Here is a 20654-nt window from a genome sequence, read left to right on the forward strand (position 1 = left end):
TCAGGCCCCTCCCGTCGTGCCGGAACCGCGCCGACCGCGCCGGGCCTTTCGGCCGGACCGCTGCGGACGCCTGGATGCGGTCTGGCCAGCCGGATCGCCGGGTCGGTGCGCGTGGTCGAGCGCACGCGCCAGGGCGGCGACGGTCGGATGCTCGAACAGCGCGGTGATCGGCAGCTCCCTGCCGAACGCCGCGACGACCCTGCTGTGCAGCTTGGCCAGCGCCAGCGAGTTGCCGCCGAGGTCGAAGAAGTTGTCATGGACCGAGACGGCGTGCAGCCCCAGAACCTCCGACCAGAGTGCGGCCACGCGCCACTCGGTCTTGTTGCCCGGTGCGACGTGACCGGCCGGTCCGACGAGGTCGGCGCGCTCGGGCCGCGGCAGTGCGGCGTGGTCGACCTTGCCACTGCTGGTCAGCGGCAGCGCGGGCAGCACCACGACGGCTTCCGGCACCATGAAGACGGGCAGCTCCGCCCTGGCCCGGCGCAGCAGTTCGGCATGGTCGGGCGCCTGAGCGCCCTTCGCGGTGATGTAGGCCACCAGGGCCGGGGTGCGCTGGGGGTCGCCCGTCACGGCGGCATGGGCGACTTCGGGCTGGCGCAGCAGGAAGTGCTCGATCTCGCCGGGTTCGATGCGGTAGCCGCGGAGCTTGAGCTGCCGGTCGGCCCGGCCCAGGTACTCCACCGTGCCGTCGGCCAGTCGGCGACCGAGGTCACCGGTGCCGTAGACGCGCAGCGGCCGTTCATCCAGATGGATGGTGCGAAACCGCTCCGCCGTCAGCTCGGGCTGCCCCAGGTACTCCGCGGCGAGGCTGTCCCCGGCGAGATGGATCTCGCCGATGGTGCCGAGCGGGCACCGTCGCCCGGCCGGGTCGAGGACGAGCACCCGCACGCCTGCGATGGGCCGGCCGATGCAGTTCAGCGGCGCGGTGCCGGTGGCGTCGACGATGTGTTCCGACGCAGCGACTGTGTTCTCGGTCGGCCCGTAGGAGTTGAGTAGCCGGTAGGGCAGTCCGGCCGGTGGGCGCTGGGACAGCGCCGCGCCGCCGATGCCCAGCCAGCGTAGGCCGCGTGGGGACTCGGTGCCGGTGCTCCACATGGCCTCGGCGAGCGCGGTGGCGCAGAATGCCACGGTCGCGCCCTTGCGGTCCAGCCACTCGCCGAGGGTGGAGGCGGTCACCGGCTCCTCGTGCGGTACCAGGCAGGCACCGTGGGCCAGCGCCTGCCACACCTCCATCTGCGAGGAGTCGAAGCTGACGCTCAGCAGGTGCGCGCAGCGGTCCTCGGGGACGATGCCCTGGGTGTTCCCCACCGAGCGCACCAGGTTGGCCAGGCCGCCGTGCCGGACGACGACACCCTTGGGCCTGCCGGTGGTACCGGAGGTGTAGATGACGTACGCCCTGGTATCGGGGGACCAGTCGGGCAGGCCCTTGGCGCCCATGGCGTCGTCGCCCTCGGACGTCACTGTGTCCGCGACGTCGAGGACTGTGGCCCGGCCGGCTGACGGCGAGACCGGTCCGCGGGTCAGCAGCACGTCGGCACGGACGTCGTCGAGGACCAGCTCCTGCCGGGCGGCCGGCCAGGAGGGGTCGAGCGGGCAGAACGCCGCCCCGGCGAACCAGGCGGCCAGCATGCCGACGACAAAGTCCTCGCCGCGCTCCAGGAGTAGGGCGACTGTGGGCTCGACGACCGGAAGGTGCGGACGGATCGTCCCGGCCAGCGAGCGGGCCCGGGCGACCAGCCCGCGGTAGCTGAGAGCGCCCCGGCTGTTGTCGATCGCCGTAGCGTCGGGCCTGGTGCGCGCCTGCTCCAGCAGGAGCCGCGGCACCGTCGTGGCCGGGCCCGGCAGCGGTCCCTGCTCCCACTCCCGCATGTGGTCGAGCTGTCCGGGCGGGAGGAGTTCCAGACTGGTGATGGGAGCGTCCAGGTCCTCGGGCAGCCCTTCCAGCAGGGTGGCCAGCGTGCCGGCCATCTGCTCCACGTCCGGACGGCGGATCCGGCCGCCGTCGTAGGCGATACGGCCGCGCATTTCACCTCCGTCGAGGACAAATGCGACCGTCAGCCCCAGCTTTCCGGTGTACGCCGCGTCGCCGCCGTCGAGTTCGACGGCGGCGAGGCCGCGTCCGCCGAGCGTCGGCGGACGCACTGCGGCGGTGCTGAAGGCCAGCGAGACGTCGCAGAACGGGGTGCGGCCCGGCCTGCGCGGCGGGTTGAGCTGGTCGACGACGTCCTCGAAGGGCACCTGGCAGTGGGCGAAGGCGTCCAGTGTCGTGTCCCGCATCGCCTCCAGTGCCTCGCGCACGGTGGCCTCCGGCCGGAACCGGGAGCGCAGCGCGACGGTGTTCAGACACGGCCCGAACACGTCCGCGAGGCCGTCCCGGCCGCGGTTGGTCATCGGGCTGCTGATGACGACGTCGTTCACGCGGGTGCGGTGGTGCAGCACCAGGGCCAGTGCCGTGGCCGCCGTCATGAACGGCGAGAACCCGTGCCGCTCGTGCAGCGCGCGCAGCCGCTCGCCAATGCCCGCGGCCATCAGTATCTCCACCACACCGTGCGGAGCCGGCTCCTGCGGCTCCGGAAGGTCGACGTACGCGGACGCTCCGCTCAGCCGCTTCCGCCAGTGCGCGAGGGCCGCCTCGTGACGGGCGCCGGCGCGGTCCGCCTCCTGGGCGCGGACGAAGTCCCGGTACTGGGGAGGCCATCCCCCGGCCGACAGCTCGACGAGGAACGCGGTGACCGTGTCCGCCAGGCGTGCCGCGTCCTCGGCGGACACCCGGTCGCCTCGGTGGGAGAGCACGGCGTCCAGCTCGCCGTCCTGCTCGGCCACGGTCAGCGTGATGCCGAACTTGGCCTCGTTGGACCACAGCCACTCGGCGAACACCGGGCGCAACGCCGTGCCACCCAGCACAGCACTCCGGTCGCCGCGCAGGTTCATGTTCAGCACAACGTCGCCGAACGGCGGCAGGTCGGCGGCCTGGTCCGGCCGCAGCCGTGCGAGCACCTCGTCGAAGGGAGTCCGGGCGTGCTCGAAGGCGTCCAGCACCTCCGTGCGCATCGCGCGCAGTACCTCCCCGGCGGGTGCGTCGCCGCGCACCGAGGACCGCAGGACGACGTGATTGAGGCACGGGCCCAGCAGATCGGCGCTGTCCCGGTCCCGGATGCTTGCCGGAACACCGATGGTCACCCGCGGCAGACCGCTCCACCGGTGCAGACCCGAGGCCAGCGCCGCCGCCACGATCATGAACCAGCTCACGCCGTGCTCGTCCATCACCGGTCGCAGCGAGCCGAGCAAACGCGCGGGCAGGGGAAGGCGGACCGCCCCGTTCGCCTCCGCCCGGGCCGGTGCCGGCAGGTCGAGCCCGGACGGCCACCCGGACAGCCGCTCCGACCAGAAGTCCAGGTCGATGGCGCGGCGGGTGTCATCCGGGCGCTCCATCACGGCGCTGTGCTCCCGGTACTGGAGTGCCGGCGGTGCGGAGGGCTCGCCGGCGAGGATGTCGCGGTGACAGCGTTCGAGCTCGCGCAGCAGGACGGGCACGGACTCACCGTCCACGACGAGGTGGTGCAGACAGAGCATGAACGCCTGCCCGCGCGGGCCGCAGTCCGCGACGGCGGCGCGCAGCAGTCGTCCCGAGGCCGGGTCGAAGGACTGGGCGGCGGCAGCGTCGAGCCACCGTGCCGCCGTGTCCGCGGGACCCTCGTCGGGAGCGGGGACACACACCTCGATGCGCGGTCGCCAGGGCGCCTGGACGACCTGTCGTACGGTGCCGCCGTGCGCCGCGAACGCGGTACGCAGGATCTCGTGACCGGCGACCAGGCGGGCCAAAGTCTCCTCCAGGACCGCCGTGTCCAGCCGGCCGTCGGCAGTCCAGCCGAGGAAGACGTTCGCTGCCGACTGCCCGGTCTGCTCGGCCAGCCAGACGCGCCGCTGGAAGGCGCTCGCGGGCGCCGACGTCTCCCCGGTGGCAGCAGGTGGCGGCCCGCCGCAGACACCGGTGTCCGCGGACGTCGCGGTCACGGCGGGTGTCGGCTGGCCGGCGGCCCGGTCCACCACCTCGGCCAGATCGCCGAGGCGCGGCGACTCGAACAGCGTCTTGATCGGCAGGTCCGTGCCGAACCGGTCGGCGATCTCGCCGACGAGCCGCACCGCCAGCATGGAGTGCCCGCCCAGCGCGAAGAACGAGTCGTCCTCGCTCACCGACGAGACGTCCAGGAGGTCGCGCCACACCGCCGCCAGCACGGCCGCCGTTCCGGCGCGCGGCTCACCCCGGGGGCCGGCCGCCGTCGCGGCGGCCCGCGCCCGCAGCGACGCCTCGTCCACTTTGCCGTTGACGGTCAGCGGGATGTGCGCCACCACATGGAACAACGAGGGCAGCATGTACGAGGGCAGCCGGGTTGCCAGGTGATCGCGCAACTCGCTTGCACTCAGGGCGCGTTCGCTTTGCACGGCGGCGATCATCCGGTCGTCCTCCGCGAACACGACGGCGTCGGAGACGTCCGGGTGCTCGCACAGGCGGGTCTGCACCTCTCCCGGTTCGATGCGGTACCCCCGCAACTGCAGCTGCGAGTCGGCGCGTCCGACGAACCGCAGGCTGCCGTCGGGCAGGTAGGCGGCGAGGTCACCGCTGCGGAACAGGGTGCCGTCGCCGAACGGAGACGGCACAAAGCGTTCGGCGGTCAGCTCGGGCCGGTGGAGATAGCCGCCCGCCACGCCGTCGCCGCCGACGTAGATCTCGCCCACGGCGCCGACCGGCAGCAGCCGGCGGCCGGTGTGTCGGTCCAGCAGGTACAGCCGCGTGGTCGGGATGGGTGTTCCTACCACGCTGCTGTCGGACTCCATGTCGCCCTGGGTGACGGTGCGGACGCTGGCGTGCACGGTGGTCTCCGTGATGCCGTACATGTTGACCAGCCGCACGTGCGGGAACCGCTCGGACCACTCGGTCAGCATCGTCGGCCGCAAGGCCTCGCCGCCGAAGACCACATAGCGCAGCGCGGCGAGCCCCTCCGCTGCCGAGGGCCGCAGGCCGAGCAGTCGGCGGAACGCGCTGGGCGTCTGGTTCAGCACGGTGACGCGTTCGCGCTGGAGCAGTGTGAGGAACAGCCCAGGGTCCCGGGTCTCGTCCTCGGAGACGAGAACGACCCGACCGCCGTGCACCAGACCGCCGAACAGCTCCCACACGGAGAAGTCGAAGGCGTAGGAGTGGAACATCGTCCACACGTCCTTCGGTCCGAAGGCGAACGGAAGCCGGTTGTTGACGAGCAGCCGCACCAGGTTGCGGTGGGTGAGCACGACCCCCTTGGGCCGTCCGGTGGTGCCTGAGGTGTAGATGCAGTAGGCGGGGGAATCCAGCGTGACCGGTGGCAGTGGGGTCTTCCCGTCCCGGTGCGCCGGGCCGAGCAGTTGGTCCAGGGCGAGCACCCGCCCGTCGAAACCCTGCCTGTCTGGCACCGGCGACGGGGCGAGCGCGAGCCGGACGCCCGAGTCCGACAGGATGAAAGCACGTCGCTCGTCGGGGGCGGCGGGGTCGATGGGCAGATAGGCGGCGCCAGCCAGCAGGGTGCCCAGGATCGCGCGCACCTGGTCCGTGCCGCGCGGGAACAGTAGGGCGACCAGTTCCCCCTGCCGCACGCCCGCCGAGAGCAGAGCGCGCGCGACCGCCTCCGCGTCGGCCAGCAGATCACCATAGGCGACCGAGTCCGCACCGTGGGTGAGTGCCACGTCCGCGGGGCGGTCCTGCGCCCGCCGCCGGATCAGCTCGTGCGCGGGCGTCTCCTCGTAGGCGGCCTCGGTCGCGTTCCACACCCGCAACTGGGTGAAGCGCTCGCGCTCCGAGAGCAGGTCGGCCGCGGCCACCGCGGACTCGGGCCGCTCCGTCAGCAGACGCAGGGCGCTCACGTAGTGTCCGGCCATCGCGGTCATCTGGTCGTGGTCGAAGTACCGGCCGTTGTAGACGAGATGGGCGCGGTGGCCGTCGCCGTCCGGTTGCAGGCACAGGTGCAGGTCGTACTTGCCGCGGCCACCGGCGGTGTCCACTGGGCGCACCGGGCCGCCGTCCGGTCCGGGCAACGGCCCCATGGCAGGGAGGTAGCTGTACAGCACGTCGAACAGCGCTGTGCGGCTCATGTCCTTGGACGGGTCGACCAGCCGGACCAACTCGTCGAACGGTGCCCGGTCGTGGGCGCGGGCGTGCGCCGTCTCGGTGGCGGTGTCTTCGACTAGTTCGGCGAAGCTGAGCCCGGCGGCCGGACGCAGGCGCACGGGCAGCAGGTTGCTCAGCGGTCCGACGACCTGCGCGTCCCGCTCCTTGCGCGCGGGGTGGGACAGGCCGAGCACCATGTCCTCCTGCCCGGAGTACCACAGCAGCAGGGCCGCGAAGGCTGCGAGGGCAACGTCCGAGACCGGGGCACCGAGCCGGTCGGCGGCTCGCCTCAGTGCAACGTCGGCGGGGACGGTGAACGTCACCGCCCGTTCCTCGTAGACGTGTACGGCGTCGCGAGTACGGCGTTCGGGCAGTCGAAGGGGGTCGGCGGGCGGGCTCAGCACCGCGGCCCGGGCGGTCAGATGAGCGAGCCGGGTTTCCTTGTCGTCGGCGTCGCGCCATGCCTGGTAGCTGGTGGGCACGAGCGCCTCAGCCGCCGGACCGGCCATGATCTGCCGGGCGACGGTCTCCAGCGACCACCGGTCGGCCACGGCCTGGTGGCCGCTCAGCGCTATCCAGCCGCCCGTGGAGCCTGCCTCGGGCAGCACGGCGACCCGCAGCAGCGGCCCGCCGGACAGGTCGAACGGAGCACGGGCCCAGGCGCTCAGAGCGCCGGGTGCCTCCAGGTCGTCCGGTGCCCCGGACGCACCGGAAGCGGCGGGCAACCACTCGGGCACGATGGACGCTTCGGCCCGCACCCGCTGTACGACGCGGCCGCCCAGTTCCACGAGTTCAGTGCGCAACGCCTCGTGCGCGCGCACGACGGCTGCGGTGCGCCGCGCCAGGTCCGCCCTGTCCGGTAGCACGTCCAGCCGCAGGAAGAGGGGGAGGTTGTGGTAGGTGGGCGCGGCTGGGTAGAGATGGCCGTTCTCGAACCGATCGACGAACCACATGCGTTCCTGGTGTGCCGACGCCGGATGAACCTGCCCGCCTTCCCGGGTACTGGTACGCCCGCCGGCGGCGGAGGCAGCCGTGGTGGCCGGCGCGGGATCCGTGTAGTGGGCGTTGAGCTCCCTGAGCAGAATGCCCTCGCATTCACCGTCCCACAGCAGGTGGTGCAGGCACACGAAGAGCACCTGCCCGGCGGCCCCCAATTCGATGAGCGCGGCGGTCAGCAGACGGCCTGAGGGCAGGTCGAACGGCTCGTGGGCCGCGGTGCGCACCCACTCCTGCAGAGCGCTCTCCGGCTCGGGACGGCCCCCGAGGTCCACGCGTTCGACCGAGGGGATCCAGGGCGCGCGCACGGTCTGCATCAGCTCGCCGTCGACCTCTTCGAAGGAGGTGCGCAGGATCTCGTGGCGCGCGATCGTGGCGGTCAGGGCACGGGCGACACCGTCCACGTCCAGCGGTCGCTCCACGCGCCAGACGAGCGGCACGTTGTAGGCCGCCGGGTCATCGCCGAGACGCTGGGCGAGCCAGATACGGCGCTGGAAGCTCGACGCCGGGAAGGTGTCGCCGGTGGGGGCCGCGTCGGGTGGGAGGGGAGCGACCTCGTCGACGGCCGGCGGGACCGAGGCGACGGCCGGTATGGGGAGGGCGGGCGGCACCGCGGACGTATGCTCGGCGGCGGCCTCGCGGTCGGTGCCGGCCGCAGCGTGCGCGCCGGCCGGGGCACCGGCGGGAGCGGTCGGCAGGACGTGGGCGGTGAAGTCCTCCAGCCGCGGGTGGTCGAAGAGCAGGCGGATGGTCGCGGCGGAGCCGGGGAACCGGTCGTTCACCGAGCCGACGAGCGTCCCGGCGAGCAGCGAGTGACCGCCCAGCTCGAAGAAGGAGTCACCGCCCGCGACGGGCCCGGTGCCGAGCACGGCCTGCCACACTTCGGCCATCTCGGCCAGTCGGGCGTCGTGCCCGGCCGTGCGGCCCGCGGCTCGGCCGGTATCGTCGGCCCCCTGCGGGGGCGCGTCCACGGCCGCGGGGGCGATGGCGACCACGTCGGCGAGCCTCGCGCGCGGGTCGTCGGCGATGGCGCGCAGCACCTGGAGGTAGTCGTCGGCCATGGCCTGTACCACCGCGGCGCCCAGCGAGCCCGCCGGGTCCTTCCACAGCAGGTGCGTGCCGCAGCTGTCCTCGCGGACCATGAGCGCCAGACGGAACCCGGCGGTGCTCTCCATGTCCAGAAGGCTCAGCCGTGCTTCGCCGCCGTCGTGGCGCAGCCGGACGTCGTGGACGTCGAGGCCGTCGCGCAGACCGGCGTGCCAGTACTGGAACACCGTCTGGTGGGTGCGCCGCTGGGCGTCGGGCCCGGTCAGTCCAGCAGACCGCATCACGGCTGGCAGCGGCAGGTCGCCGTGCTCGAGGCTCTCCTTGACCCGGGCACGCACCCGGCCGAGCAGGTCGGCGTAGGAGTCGTCGTCCCGCACCGGGACGCGGACAGGCAGCGCGTTGACGAAGTACCCCACTTGCCCTGTCAGTTCGGGCAAGCAGCGGCCATGGTACGGCAGGAACGACAGCACCTCCGAGGCGCCGCTGTGCCGCCTCAGCAGTGCGAAGTATGCGCCCATCAGCACAGTGGCGTACGACATGCCCGCCTCGCCGGCTCGCGCGCGCAGCGTGGCGGCGAGGTCCGCCGGAATCTTCTCGCTGATGACGGTGTACCGGGGCTCCTGCGTGCCGGACGGCAGCGCGAAGTCGTCGGCGCCGCCGTCGAGGGCCGACTTCCAGTACACGCGGTGCTCCTCACCGGCCGGGCCGTCGGCCAGCTCGCGCGAGTGCGTGGCGAACGCGGCGAGTGCGGGCGCGTGGTCCTCGCGCGGCAGTTCGCCACCCTGGTAGACGCTGCGCAGGGCGTCCAGGAGCAGCAGGATCGAGGCGCCGTCGTACACCAGGTGGTGCACGGCGATCAACAGAACCGTGTAGTCGGGGCCGTCGATGAGGTCGACGCGCGCGAGCGGGCCGGTGCGCAGGTCGAACGGCTCCTGCCAGGCCTTGCGGATCGCCGCGTCCGGGGCCAGCTCGGTACGCGAGCGCCGGACCGGGATCCCGGGCGTGTCGGACCAGTCGAGGACGGAACCCTGTTCGGCGGTGCGCACCCGAGCCCGCAGGTGCGGAAAGGCCTCACCGATCTCGGCGACGGCCCGTTCCAGCCGTCCGACATCCAGGGTGCCCCGCACCCGGAAGGGGGTGGGGATGATGTGGCTCCACTGCCCGGGATCCAGTTCCCAGGCGACCCACATTGCCTCCTGGCCGACGGACAGCGGAACGCACTGCGCAGGGGTGTTCATACGGTGCTCTCTTCGGGGCGGTCGGTGTGCGACGGGCGAGGTGTGCCGTCACCGGCGAGAAAGGCGAACCCGGCGCCGGACATCCAGGCGGTGGTGACCGCGGTGACGTCTGGGGCTGACGGGGAGTGGAGGCGGCTGCGCAGTGTGTCGATCCGCAACCGGGCGGCGGTGCAGAAGATGTCGGCGAGGAGCTGGGCGCTGTCGTCGCCGGCAGCCGACATGGTGGAGGCGCGGGCCAGGGTGAGCGAGATGCCCAGCAGCTCTCTGGCGATGGCCGCCAGCAAGATCAAAGTCCGCTCCTGACGGGCGAGTTCCTCCCGATCTGGGTGGCTTCGGGCAAGTTCGAGGCAGATACGTCCGAAGTCCCGCGTCGCGGTGGCCGCCGCCCGCAGGTGTTCCAGGTTGCGGGCGGTGAGGGCGGTGCCCGTCATGTCGAGGGTCACCCCGTCCTCCCGCAGCTCTTCGGCGTGCTCCGGCTCCGGGTAGTAGTAGGACAGGATGGACAGCCGTCCGATCCAGTTGTCGATCTGGAAGTCGACCCCACCGGAGATCCGCAGGTTTCGCAGATCGCGCAGATACCGCTCCACGGGGACGGGCGGTGCGCCGCGCAGCCGCTTGCTCGATGCCGTCTCGTAACCCTCGCCCGCCAGCAGCGACATGGCGCGTTCGGCGATGTCCCAGGCCAGCAGCGAGGAGGCGTTCTTGACGGCGTTCTGCTCGAATCGCAGGTTCAGGTTCCTGCCCTGGTCCTCGGGGAGCAGGCACCACTGGGCCATGGTCTCGATCGCGAACGTCTCCGCCATGCTGTCGGCCAGCCGGCGCCGCACCTCGTCGTACTCCGCGAGAGGCCGTCCGTCGATGACCCGCCGGGACGCGAAGTCGCGCATCCACCCGAGCGACAACCGGGCTACGGCCAGCGAGGGCGCCGCGATCAGGTGCATCCGGCCCCGGCAGACCAGCCGGGCCGTTGCGGGCGTGGTCCGCACGACGTGCCCGGCGTCGCGCTCGACCAGCATGTGCCCACCGCTGACCCTCACGTCGCGGAACTCAAGCCAGCCGTTGGGGAATCCCCTGATACCCATGTACGTGTGCCAGTCCCCGCTGGTCACTCCGGGACTGTCGGTGCGCATGAAGAACATCCGCACCCGGTCGGCGCCGTCCTCGTGCACGGTGGCCGAAACGCTCACCACCTCGGCGACGGGGGCGTGTCCGACGAAGACCTTGCGTCCGTTGAGCAGGTAGTCGTTGGTGCCCTCGATACGGGTCGCGGTGGTGAACCGCCGCTGGTTGGCCGCGCCCTGGGGTTCGCTGTCCGCGCTGGCGGACCGGGCGCCGCGTCGTACGACGTCACCAAGCAGCTCACGCAGCGGGCCGTCCGGGACGACGGACAGGAACGCCCCAGCACCGAGTGCGTTCTCGATGGCGAGGGAGAGCGCCACGGGTGTGCAGTGCGTCGCGGCCGTCGACACCATGCGGAAGGTGTTGTAGTGCGACAGCGCGTGGCCGCCCAGGGACGGGCCTGCCTGGAGCGCGAACCAGCCGCGAGCACCCAGCTCGTCGAGCAGCCCTTCGGGCAGGGCGGCGCGCGTGTCTACGTCGTCGGGATCGACACGGTCGTGCAACAGAGTAGTCAGCTCCGCGGTCATTCGGTCGCCGACCCGTGCGTCGGCCGGGTCCTGCAGGGGGAAGTCACGAATCAGGTCCCAGCGGAAACGTCCCTGGTACAGCTCTTCGAGGAAGCTGATCCGATCCGGGTCGCTGGTCGCGTTCGGTGTTGTCCTTGCCATGTGAGGTCCTCCCATCGAGGGAGTTGTCCCTTCGTCGGGGCATGCCGAGCAACCCCGGGTGGTGGTCGGGGATGATGAGCAGGGAAGCGGGGGTGGGAGTAACGCGGGCCTGGGAGACGAGTAGGCCGGCCCCCGTACGGGCGCCCGGTCGGTCGCCCGGAGCGGGCGACTACAGCCGGGTCCGCACGGCCAGGCGCCGCATCCACGCGTCGAGTTGGAGCACCATCTCGGCGTCGGCCCGGCCGAGCCAGCCGCCGCGGTCGAGCAGCGCCGGGTCCTGCGTCATACGGCGGATCGCCGGCAGGTCGAAGAGCGGACGGGCAGGCGCCGTGCTGTCGTCGAGGAGTTCACACAGCCTGTCCAGCAGGCCAGCCTTGTACTGGGGGTCGTAGGTGATGGGATAGGGCACCTTCGCCCGGGTGAGCACCGACGGCGGGACCACGTCACGGCCCAGGGCGCGCAGCAGGCTCTTCTCCCGGCCGTCAAAGGACTTCATTGCCGCCGGCACGTTGAACAGGGCTGACAGCAGGCGGTGGTCGGTGAAGGGGAACCGCACCTGCAGTCCGGCCGCGGTGCTAAGCCGCTCCGAGTGCAGCACCGTCTGTTCCAGCAGCCGGGTGACCGTGAGGTAGTCCACCTGGCGCGCGAGCCGGTCGACCGGGCCGTCGTCCGCCGAACGGGGCACCTCGTCCAGGGCTTCGCGGAACATGCGGTCGACATGTCCGTTGACGTCGACGCTTTCCAGGAGTGCCTGGTCGAAGAGGCCGGTGCCGATACCGTAGGGCAGGCCGAACTGCCGTGAACGCTCGATCCAGGGGAAGGAGGTCAGCACCCTCCCTTCGTCGATGGAGCCGCCCAGGCCACCGAACAGGGCGTCCGCGCCCTCCCCGCTCAGCACGACGGGGGCGTATGGGGCGACCCGCCGGCTGAAGAGGTAGGGAGTGGTGTTCTTGTCGCCGAAGGGGGTCGGCTGGTCCTTGGCGGCGAGCACCTCCGCCAACGTCACCGGATCCAGCAACTCACCCGGGCGAAGGGCGACTTCCCGATGGTCACAGCCCCACAGCCGGACCACCTCCTCGGCGTACGGTCGGTCCGGGACCGGCGCGGCGGTGTCGCCGAACAGCACGGTGAAGGTCTGCGGTGCGCTTCGGCCGCCGGAGGCGACGAGGCCTGTCAGCACGCTGGAGTCGAGACCGCCCGAGAGCAGTACCGCGGCGCGCTCCCCGGTCAGTGCCCGTCCGACGGCGTCCTTCAGCAGTTCCCTGACGTGCTTGACGGTGTCGTCGAGGTCCAACTCGTGGGGGCGGGCCTCCAGACGCCAGTACGGTTCCTCACTCAGGCGGTTCTGCGCGATGCACAGCGTGTGGCCGGCACGCACCTCGCGCACGCCGCGCAGGACACCCTGCCCGGCGCTGCGCAACTGGGTGAGGATGGCCCCCAGTCCGGCACCGTCGAGCTCGGCGCGCACCATCGGATGGCGCACGACGGTGGCGACGTCGGAGGCGAACACCACTCCGGTGGGGGTGAGCACATAGCTCAGCGGCTTGATGCCGAGCCGGTCACGGCCGAGGAGGAGCTCTCGGGTGCGGGTGTCCCAGACAGCGAAGGCGAAAGATCCGTCCAAGTGGCAGGGCGCGGACCGACTCCAGCGTAGATAGGCCCTGAGCACGGACTGGGACTCGTCGCTGCCGCTGTCCACCGTCATCCCCGGGGGCGCCACCCCGGAACCGAGGTCGCTCGGTGGCAGCACGCTTCCGTCACACACCGCTACAGCCAGCACCTCGCCCCGCGCGTCCGTGGCTATCGCCGCACCACGGTGTTGGGCTAAGTCTCTTTGGATCAGGGCGACATTGCGTCCCTGCCACGCTGTGCCGCCTGCGCGGCCACGGACGACGAGGGCGGATGCCATTTGTTCGACCGTTAGGCTGAACGACCGCACATCACGTTGTCGGTCGAGCCAACCGGCGATACCGGACATATTTTCCTTACATTCGTGCCGTGCTTGGTACGTGACGCTCACTGGCGGACGGTTCGGGCCGCACTCGAGCGAAAGCGAGGTGGGGGGAGAGGGAACGCTGAGGATCGGGGAGCCGATCGAACGACACTCGCGAGCTTAGTGAGTTCGAAGGCCGTACGTCTGTGAGCGACTTCACCGGCGGATCCTTGAACGGATGCCTGGTCAACTGTGATGTCAGAGTGAGGACTTCGTCGGCAGTACCCCCGGCGTAGCATGGGTCGCGACGTCAGTGCACATGTACCTGGCGCGTGGGTACGGAGCGGTCGGCGACGGCGCGGAACGCTGGCGCCGGGCGTGCCTCAGCCGCAGCGGACTAGACCGGCTCGGCCGACGTGGTCTGGCTCGGCCCCCTGACTGGCGGACTGGCAGGGGCAGTCACGGATCGAGTCGGCCGTCGCGGGACTTGGCGGTGCTGACAGGCGACCGGGCCACCGTACGCAGCGCGGCCCGTGCCGCCGAACTGGCTCTGGAGCAGGTGCCGGGCGGGATGTGTCCACCCGCCCGCTGTTGACGCTGCGCCTCGCCGACTGCCACGTCGGAGCAGGTGAACTGGACGCGGCGCTGGAACTGCAAGTACGCCGGGCCGGGAGCCGTATCCGACCGCAGGGTAGACGTGGCCCGCGGCGGGCAGGATGTCGCAGTCCAGGCGTCGGCGAGGTACTCCACCCCTGGTCACCGAGCGGGGACACCAGCAGCGTCCGGCCGACGCGGAGCTTCTCGGACGGGGTTGTGCGGTGTGCGGCCATAGGGCGCCGCTCGGTGAATGGCACACCACGACGCGGTCCCGGGCGCCGAGCGGGGTCGGCGGGGCGTAGCACCGGCTCTCCCCGCCGGCGTGGTTCCTCGGTCAGCCACCATGCTCAGTTGCCACGGACCGGTGATACCACCTGCCGTGTACATGAGAAAGCGTCGGACGGGCGTCGATGTCCCGACCGGCCCCAGGCACACCTTCCGTTCACCCGCTTCACCGTCCTCCGACCGCATATCGGTCTGCGTTTGCCGCCGTTTGACAACAGCCCGTCGTGTCGGCGAACTCCGTTGACCCTCGGTGTGACCGGTGTGAGTGTTCTCGCCGCCCAGGCATGAGCATGACGAACTCGCCGCGTGCGCGTTCCGACGCTCCTGCCCGGGTGTTCGACGCGGAACCCCCCACCTTCCGAGGAGCACTCGTGAAACGAAGACTCGCCGTGGCGGGCCTCTCCCTGGCCGTCGCCCTGGGGACGGTGGCACTGCCCGCCGTCACCACCGCACAGGCGGCCCAAACGGCCACCGCGAACGCGGGCGCCGCGGAACCTGGTCCCCTGGACCGGGCCGTCGCCGCCGCCGACAAGGTCACCGCCAGCGGATTCGACTCCCTCGCCAAGGGACCCGACGAACGCTACGACCGCCGGATGGTCACCCCCTGGCTCAAGGGGATGTACTCCATCGCCTACGAGCGCACCTACCGTGGCCTGCCCGTGGTCGGCGGCGACGCCGTCGTCCTGGCCGACGGCGACGGCGACGTACGCGCCGTGCGTTCCGCGTCCGACGTCCGGATATCCGTCGGCACCGACGCCCGGATCAAGGCCGACGCGGCCGAGCGCACCAGCCGCGCCCGGCTGAAGAAGGCCGACGGGACCGAGTCGCCGCGACTGGTCGTGAAGCTCGCCGACGACAAGGCGCGCCTCGCCTGGGAGACCGTCGTCACCGGCTCCACCGAGGACGGCACGCCCAGCCGGCTGCACGTCTTCGTCGACGCCCGCACCGGAAAGGTCGTCGACTCCTACGACGACGTACGCGCCGGCCACGCCGACAGCCAGTGGAACGGGCCGAGCCCGCTGTCCATCGACACCAGCCAGTCCGGCGGCCAGTACCGGCTCAGCGACCCGTCGAGGCCCGGACTGAGCTGCGCCGACTACAGCACCGGCCGGGTCTTCACCGGGCCCGACGACAACTGGGGCAACGGGGACGCGAGCAGCAGGGAGACCGGCTGCGCCGACGTGATGTACGCGGCGCAGAAGGAGTCCGACATGCTCCGCGACTGGCTCGGCCGCGACGGGCACGACGGCAACGGCGGGAGCTGGCCGGCCAAGGTCGGCCTCAACCAGGTCAACGCCTACTGGAACGGCTCCAGCGTCGCCATCGGCCACAACGAGCAGAACGAGTGGATCGGCTCGATGGACGTCGTCGGCCACGAGTACGGGCACGGCATCGACCAGTTCACCCCGGGCGGCGCCCGCAACGAGAGCGGTCTGGGCGAGGCCACCGGCGACATCTTCGGCGCCCTGACCGAGGCGTACGCCAACCAGCCGGCGCCGTACGACACTCCCGGCGACTACGAGGTGGGCGAGACCGTCGACCTCGTCGGCAACGGACCGATCCGCTACATGTACGACCCCTCCAGGCTCCGCGACCCCAACTGCTACTCGTCCTCGATCCCGGACACCGAGGTCCACGCCGCGGCCGGCCCGCTCAACCACTGGTTCTACCTGCTCGCCGAGGGCACCAACCCCGGGGGCGGCAAGCCCGACAGCCCCACCTGCAACAACACCACCCTCACCGGCGTCGGCATCCAGAACGCGGGCAAGATCTTCTACGGCGGCATGCTGCTGAAGACCAGCGGCATGACCCACAAGCGCTACCGCACCGCGACCCTGACCGCCGCCAAGAACCTCGACCCCACCTGCGAGCTGTTCAACAGGACGAAGGCCGCCTGGAACGCCATCAGCGTGCCGGCCCAGTCCGCCGACCCGACCTGCACCGGCAGCCCGGCCTCCGACTTCTCCATGGCCCTCAGCCCCGCCTCGGGCAGCGCCGAACCGGGTCAGTCGGTCACCGCGACCGTCTCCACGAGCGTCACCAGCGGCAGCGCCCAGTCCGTCGCGCTGTCGGCGACCGGCGCCCCGGCCGGCGTCCAGGTCTCCTTCAGCCCGTCGTCCGTCACCGCAGGCGGCAGCGCCAGCATGAAGGTGACCGTCGCCGACTCCACCGCACAGGGCACCTACACCCTCACCGTCAAGGGCGACGGCAGCGCGGCCGACCACACCGCGCAGTACACCCTCACCATCGGCGGCGGAGGCAACCCCGGCGGCCAGGCCCCCGACATCGACGTGTCCAAGGTGAAGGCCCACCTCGACGAGCTCCAGGCCATCGCCACCCGCAACGGCGGCAACCGGCGCTCCACCGGCACCGGCTACGACCAGTCCGTCGCCTACGTCAAGGGCAAGCTCCAGGCCGCCGGCTTCACCGTGGCCGAACAGCCCTGCACCTCCGGCTGCACCAGCGGCGCGGGCAACAACCTGATCGCCGAGTGGCCCAAGGGCGACGCGGACAACGTCTACATGTTCGGCGCCCACCTGGACGGCGTGTCCGCAGGGCCCGGCATCAACGACAACGGGTCCGGCTCGGCCGCCCTCCTGGAGACGGCCCTGGAGCTGGCCCGGCAGAACCCGGCCATGCTCAACCGCGTCCGTTTCGCCTGGTGGACCGACGAGGAGCAGGGTCTCAACGGCTCCGACTTCTACGTCCGCTCGCTCAGCTCCGCCGAACGCTCCAAGATCAAGGCGTACTACAACTTCGACATGGTCGCCTCCACCAACGGCGGCTACTTCATCAACCACATCAACTCCGCGGCCGCCGCGCCGATGAAGGAGTACTGGGCCTCGCTGAACCTGGCACCCGAGGAGAACACCGAGGGCGCGGGCCGCAGCGACGACTACTCGTTCGAGCGCTATTCCATCGCCACCTCCGGCTACGCGATGGGCGCCAGTGCCCGCAAGACGTCGGCGCAGGCCGCCAAGTGGGGCGGAACGGCCGGCCGGGCGTACGACCCGTGCTACCACTCCTCCTGCGACACCATCGACAACATCAACCTGACCGGACTCAACCGCGCCTCCGACGGCATCGCCTACACCCTCTGGGAGCAGGCGGTCGGCGGCGAGGCACCGGCCGACGACTTCTCCATGGACGTCTCGCCCACCTCGGGCAGCGTCGCGCCGGGCGGTGACGTCAAGACCACCGTGTCCACCGCCACCGTCAACGGCTCCGCGCAGACCGTACGGCTGTCGGTGCCGAACGCGCCCGCCGGTGTCACGGCGGAGTTCAACCCGTCGTCCGTCACCTCGGGCGAGCGCGCCACCATGAGGGTCACCGCCGCGGCCTCGACGGCCCCCGGCACCTACACCCTCACCGTCACCGGCACCGGCACGTCGGCCACGCACACCACGACGTACACGCTGACGGTGACCGGTGACGGCGGCGGCTGCGACACCGGACAGAAGATCGTCAACGGCGGCTTCGAGGACGGCACGTCGCCGTGGACCGGCGACACCCGGACCATCGGGCAGTACGACGGCCAGGTGGCGCACAGCGGCACCCGGTACAGCTGGCTCGGCGGCTGGGGCACGACCAGCAACGAGTCGATCGGCCAGACGGTGACCGTCCCCGAGGGCTGTGCCGCGGTCAAGCTGGAGTACTACCTGCACATCGACACGAAGGAGACGACGAACACCCCGTACGACACCCTGCGGGTCCAGGTCGACGGCACCACCGTCAGCACCAAGTCCAACGCCGACGCCGCGAGCGGCTACGTCCGGCAGTCGCTCGACCTGAGCGCCTACGCCGGCCGGCAGGTCACGGTGACCTTCGAGTCCACCGAGGACGCCTACTTGCAGACGAGCTTCGTCATCGACGACGTGACGGTGCAGGGCAGCTGACCCTGCCCGACGAACGCGGGGCCCGGACCGGGAGAACAGGGGACGGTCCGGGTCCCGCACCGTCCGCACCGGAGGCGACGCCCGGAGTGAGCTTGTAGCCGATGCCGTAGACGGTGATCAGGTACTGCGGGCGGCGCGGGTCGGGCTCCAGCTTCCTGCGCAATGCCATCACGTACATGTCCATGGTGCGTCCGGACATCGAGGAGACCCGACCTCCGGTCCGGCCGAGGAGCTGCCCGCGGGTGAACACCCGCCCGGGCTCGGAGGCCAGGACCTCCAGCACCGCGAACTCGCCGCGGGTGCAGGCGACCTGGTGGCCCGAGGGCCCCACCACCTCCTGACGCAGCGGATCCACCGTGATGGGGCCCACCCGGAGGACGGCGGCGTCCGGCGCCGGCGTCGATCGCTTCACGCGGCGCAGCAGCGAACCGACCCGCGCCATCAGTTCGCACGGACTGTAGGGCTTGGTCACGCAGTCGTCGGCGCCGAGGCGGTGTCCGAGCAGCAGGTCGTCCTCGCCGGAGCGTGCCGTCAGCATCAGGACCGGCACGTCCGACTCCTGACGCAGGATCCGGCACACGTCGTGGCCGCCGACCTTCGGCATCTCCGCGTCCAGCACCAGCAGGTCCGGCCGCAGCCGGCGCGCGGTCTCGACCGCCGTCCGGCCGTCGCGCGCGATCGTGGCCTCGTGCCCCTCCGACCGCAGGTACATGCGCAGTACCTGTGCCTGTCGCTCGTCGGCCTCGGCAACCAGGATGTGCGCGCTCATGGCGGCGACTATAGGGCGGCTTCCGGTGGCGCCCGGGGCGCCGACAAGCTCGCTGCAACCCGCCGGAACCGGCCTGCGACGGTCCGGCTCCCGACACCCGCCCCGGAAAGTCCCGCGAATCCTTCAACACCGCCGCGCCCGGCCGCGTACCCCCTGACGACGCCATTGTCCGGCGCCCCCACGCGCCGCCTTACGGAACGTTGAAGGAGAGGCATCTTGGAACATGAGGATTTAAAGCCGCCGGCGGCACCCGCTCGTGAGCTGCGCCGCAGGAGCGCGCTGCTCGGCATCGGGGCGGTGGCCTGCGTCGGGGCGGTGGACGTCGGGGCGTTCGCGTACGTGAGCGGACGGGCGACGCCGGACAGACTGACGCCGGGACGGCTGGCGGACGGGTTCGAGACCGTGTTCGGCAAGCATCCGGGGTTCAGACGCAACCACGCCAAGGGGGTCAGTGTCGCCGGGGAGTTCGTCGCCAGCGGTGCCGGAACCTCGGTCTCCGAGGCCACGGTGTTCGAGGACGGCCGGCGGACTGCGGTGACCGGAAGGTTCTCGCTGTCCGGGGGAGTCCCGGACGTCGCCGACGCCACGAAGACGGTGCGGGGACTCGCGCTGCGTTTCGACCTTCCCGACGGTGAGCAGTGGCGCACCGCGATGGTCAACCTGCCCGTGTTCCAGGACCGCACCCCCCAGGGCTTCTACGACCGGATGCTCGCCTTCAAGGCACTGCCGGACACCGGGCAGCCGGATCCCGAGAAGAAGGCCGCGTTCCTGGCGGAGCACCCCGAGACGGTGCGCGCGATGGAACTGGCCAAGAAGCACCCGCCCACCTCGGGCTTCGCCGACAGCACGTTCAACGGTCTCAACGCCTTCCACTTCACCAACGGTTCGGGCGGCAGCGTGCCGGTGCGCTGGTCGATGGTCCCGCTCCAGCCGGTGCGTGCGGCGGCCAAGGGGCCGATCGGCCGGAACGAGTTGTTCGAGACGCTGATCGACGCGTTCGACGGCGGTTCGCTGCGGTGGCGGCTGGTGCTCACCATCGGCGGGCCCGAGGACCCGCTCGACGACGCCACGCTCCCGTGGCCCGACAGCCGCCGCACCCTGGACGCCGGTGTCCTGACCCTCAGCTCGGTGCACACCGAGGCGTCGGGCAACGCGCGGGACATCAACTTCGACCCCACGGTGCTGCCGCGTGGCATCGCCGTGTCCGACGACCCACTGCTGAGTGCCCGCTCGTCGGTGTACGCGCGGTCCTTCGCGCGGCGCACCGGGGAGCCGGACACGAAGGGGACCGTGAAGGTGACGGGGAAGCACGATGACTGATGCCGGGGCCGGGGCCGGGGCGCCGGTCGCCGAAAGCCCCCCGGACCCGCAGGGTCCGGGCACGGACGTTCCGGACCGGTTCACGCTCTTCTCCCGCTGGCTGCACTGGGTGATGGCGGTCCTCGTGGTGGCCATGATCTTCATCGGCGCGGCCATGGTGGCCTCCCTGGCCGACTACCGCCTGCTGGTGTCGGTACACAAACCCCTGGGCATGGCCGTACTCCTGCTCGCGGTGGTCCGGCTGGTGAACAGGTTCCTCCACCGGGCGCCCCCGCACCCGAGGTCGATGGGCACGGGCGAACGCAGGGCCGCCCTGGCGTCCGAGTGTCTGATGTACGGCCTGATGGTGTCCCAGCCGCTGGTGGGGTGGGCCATGGTGTCGGCGTCCGACACACCGTTCACCGTGCTCGGCGTGCGGGTGCCGCCCATCGCGCCGGCCGACCCCGGGATCTATTCCGCCCTGCACGAGACCCATCTGGTGCTCGGCTACGCGCTGTTCATCCTCTTCACCCTGCACATGCTGGCCGTCCTGGTCCATGTCCTGGTGCTGCGGGACGGGCTCCTCGGTCGGATGGCCCTGTGGCGGACCTCCCGGCAGGAGCCGGAGCCGGTGGCGGTGCGGAGGGGCGGCCCCTGACCTTCAGCTTCTC

General features: G+C 71.4%; 7 protein-coding genes. 3 read left to right on the plus strand and 4 right to left on the minus strand.

Features of this window, described 5'->3' with window-relative positions; translation table 11 throughout:
• From OHA99_RS36290 to OHA99_RS36300, 3 genes are all read right to left on the minus strand, one after another.
• A complete protein-coding gene (locus OHA99_RS36290; protein WP_331727807.1) occupies positions 1 to 9417 on the minus strand; it encodes an amino acid adenylation domain-containing protein in 9417 nt (3138 codons plus the stop codon).
• Entirely contained in the window at positions 9414 to 11204 is a 1791-nt protein-coding gene (locus OHA99_RS36295; RefSeq protein ID WP_331727810.1) for an acyl-CoA dehydrogenase family protein, read from the minus strand. The genes OHA99_RS36290 and OHA99_RS36295 overlap by 4 nt, the downstream gene beginning before the upstream one ends.
• A 169-nt stretch (positions 11205 to 11373) precedes the next feature.
• The gene (locus tag OHA99_RS36300) at positions 11374 to 13224 is read right to left on the minus strand and encodes an asparagine synthetase B family protein (RefSeq protein WP_405699121.1); all 1851 of its coding nucleotides are present in this window, start codon (positions 13222 to 13224) and stop codon (positions 11374 to 11376) included.
• Between the two features lie 1166 nt (positions 13225 to 14390).
• Here OHA99_RS36300 and OHA99_RS36305 point away from each other — a divergent pair.
• On the plus strand, positions 14391 to 17915 hold the full coding sequence (locus OHA99_RS36305; RefSeq protein ID WP_331728221.1) for a M20/M25/M40 family metallo-hydrolase: 3525 nt from the start codon (positions 14391 to 14393) through the stop codon (positions 17913 to 17915).
• Here the strand turns inward: OHA99_RS36305 and OHA99_RS36310 are convergent.
• On the minus strand, positions 17884 to 18684 hold the full coding sequence (locus OHA99_RS36310) for a response regulator transcription factor (RefSeq protein WP_331727816.1): 801 nt from the start codon (positions 18682 to 18684) through the stop codon (positions 17884 to 17886). The genes OHA99_RS36305 and OHA99_RS36310 overlap by 32 nt on opposite strands.
• 216 nt (positions 18685 to 18900) lie before the next feature.
• Between OHA99_RS36310 and OHA99_RS36315 the strand changes: the two genes are divergently transcribed.
• Both OHA99_RS36315 and OHA99_RS36320 read left to right on the plus strand, forming a co-directional pair.
• Positions 18901 to 20004 carry a catalase family peroxidase gene (locus tag OHA99_RS36315; protein WP_331727819.1) on the plus strand — a complete coding sequence of 368 codons (1104 nt, stop codon included), beginning with the start codon at positions 18901 to 18903 and terminating at the stop codon, positions 20002 to 20004.
• Positions 19997 to 20641, plus strand: coding sequence for a cytochrome b/b6 domain-containing protein (locus OHA99_RS36320; protein WP_331727822.1), 645 nt, complete (start codon positions 19997 to 19999; stop codon positions 20639 to 20641). Before OHA99_RS36315 ends, OHA99_RS36320 begins: the two co-directional genes overlap by 8 nt.
• The last annotated feature ends 13 nt before the right edge of the window (positions 20642 to 20654 follow it).

It is taken from the genome of Streptomyces coelicoflavus (assembly GCF_045041415.1).
In the GTDB taxonomy this organism is placed as follows: domain Bacteria; phylum Actinomycetota; class Actinomycetes; order Streptomycetales; family Streptomycetaceae; genus Streptomyces; species Streptomyces coelicoflavus.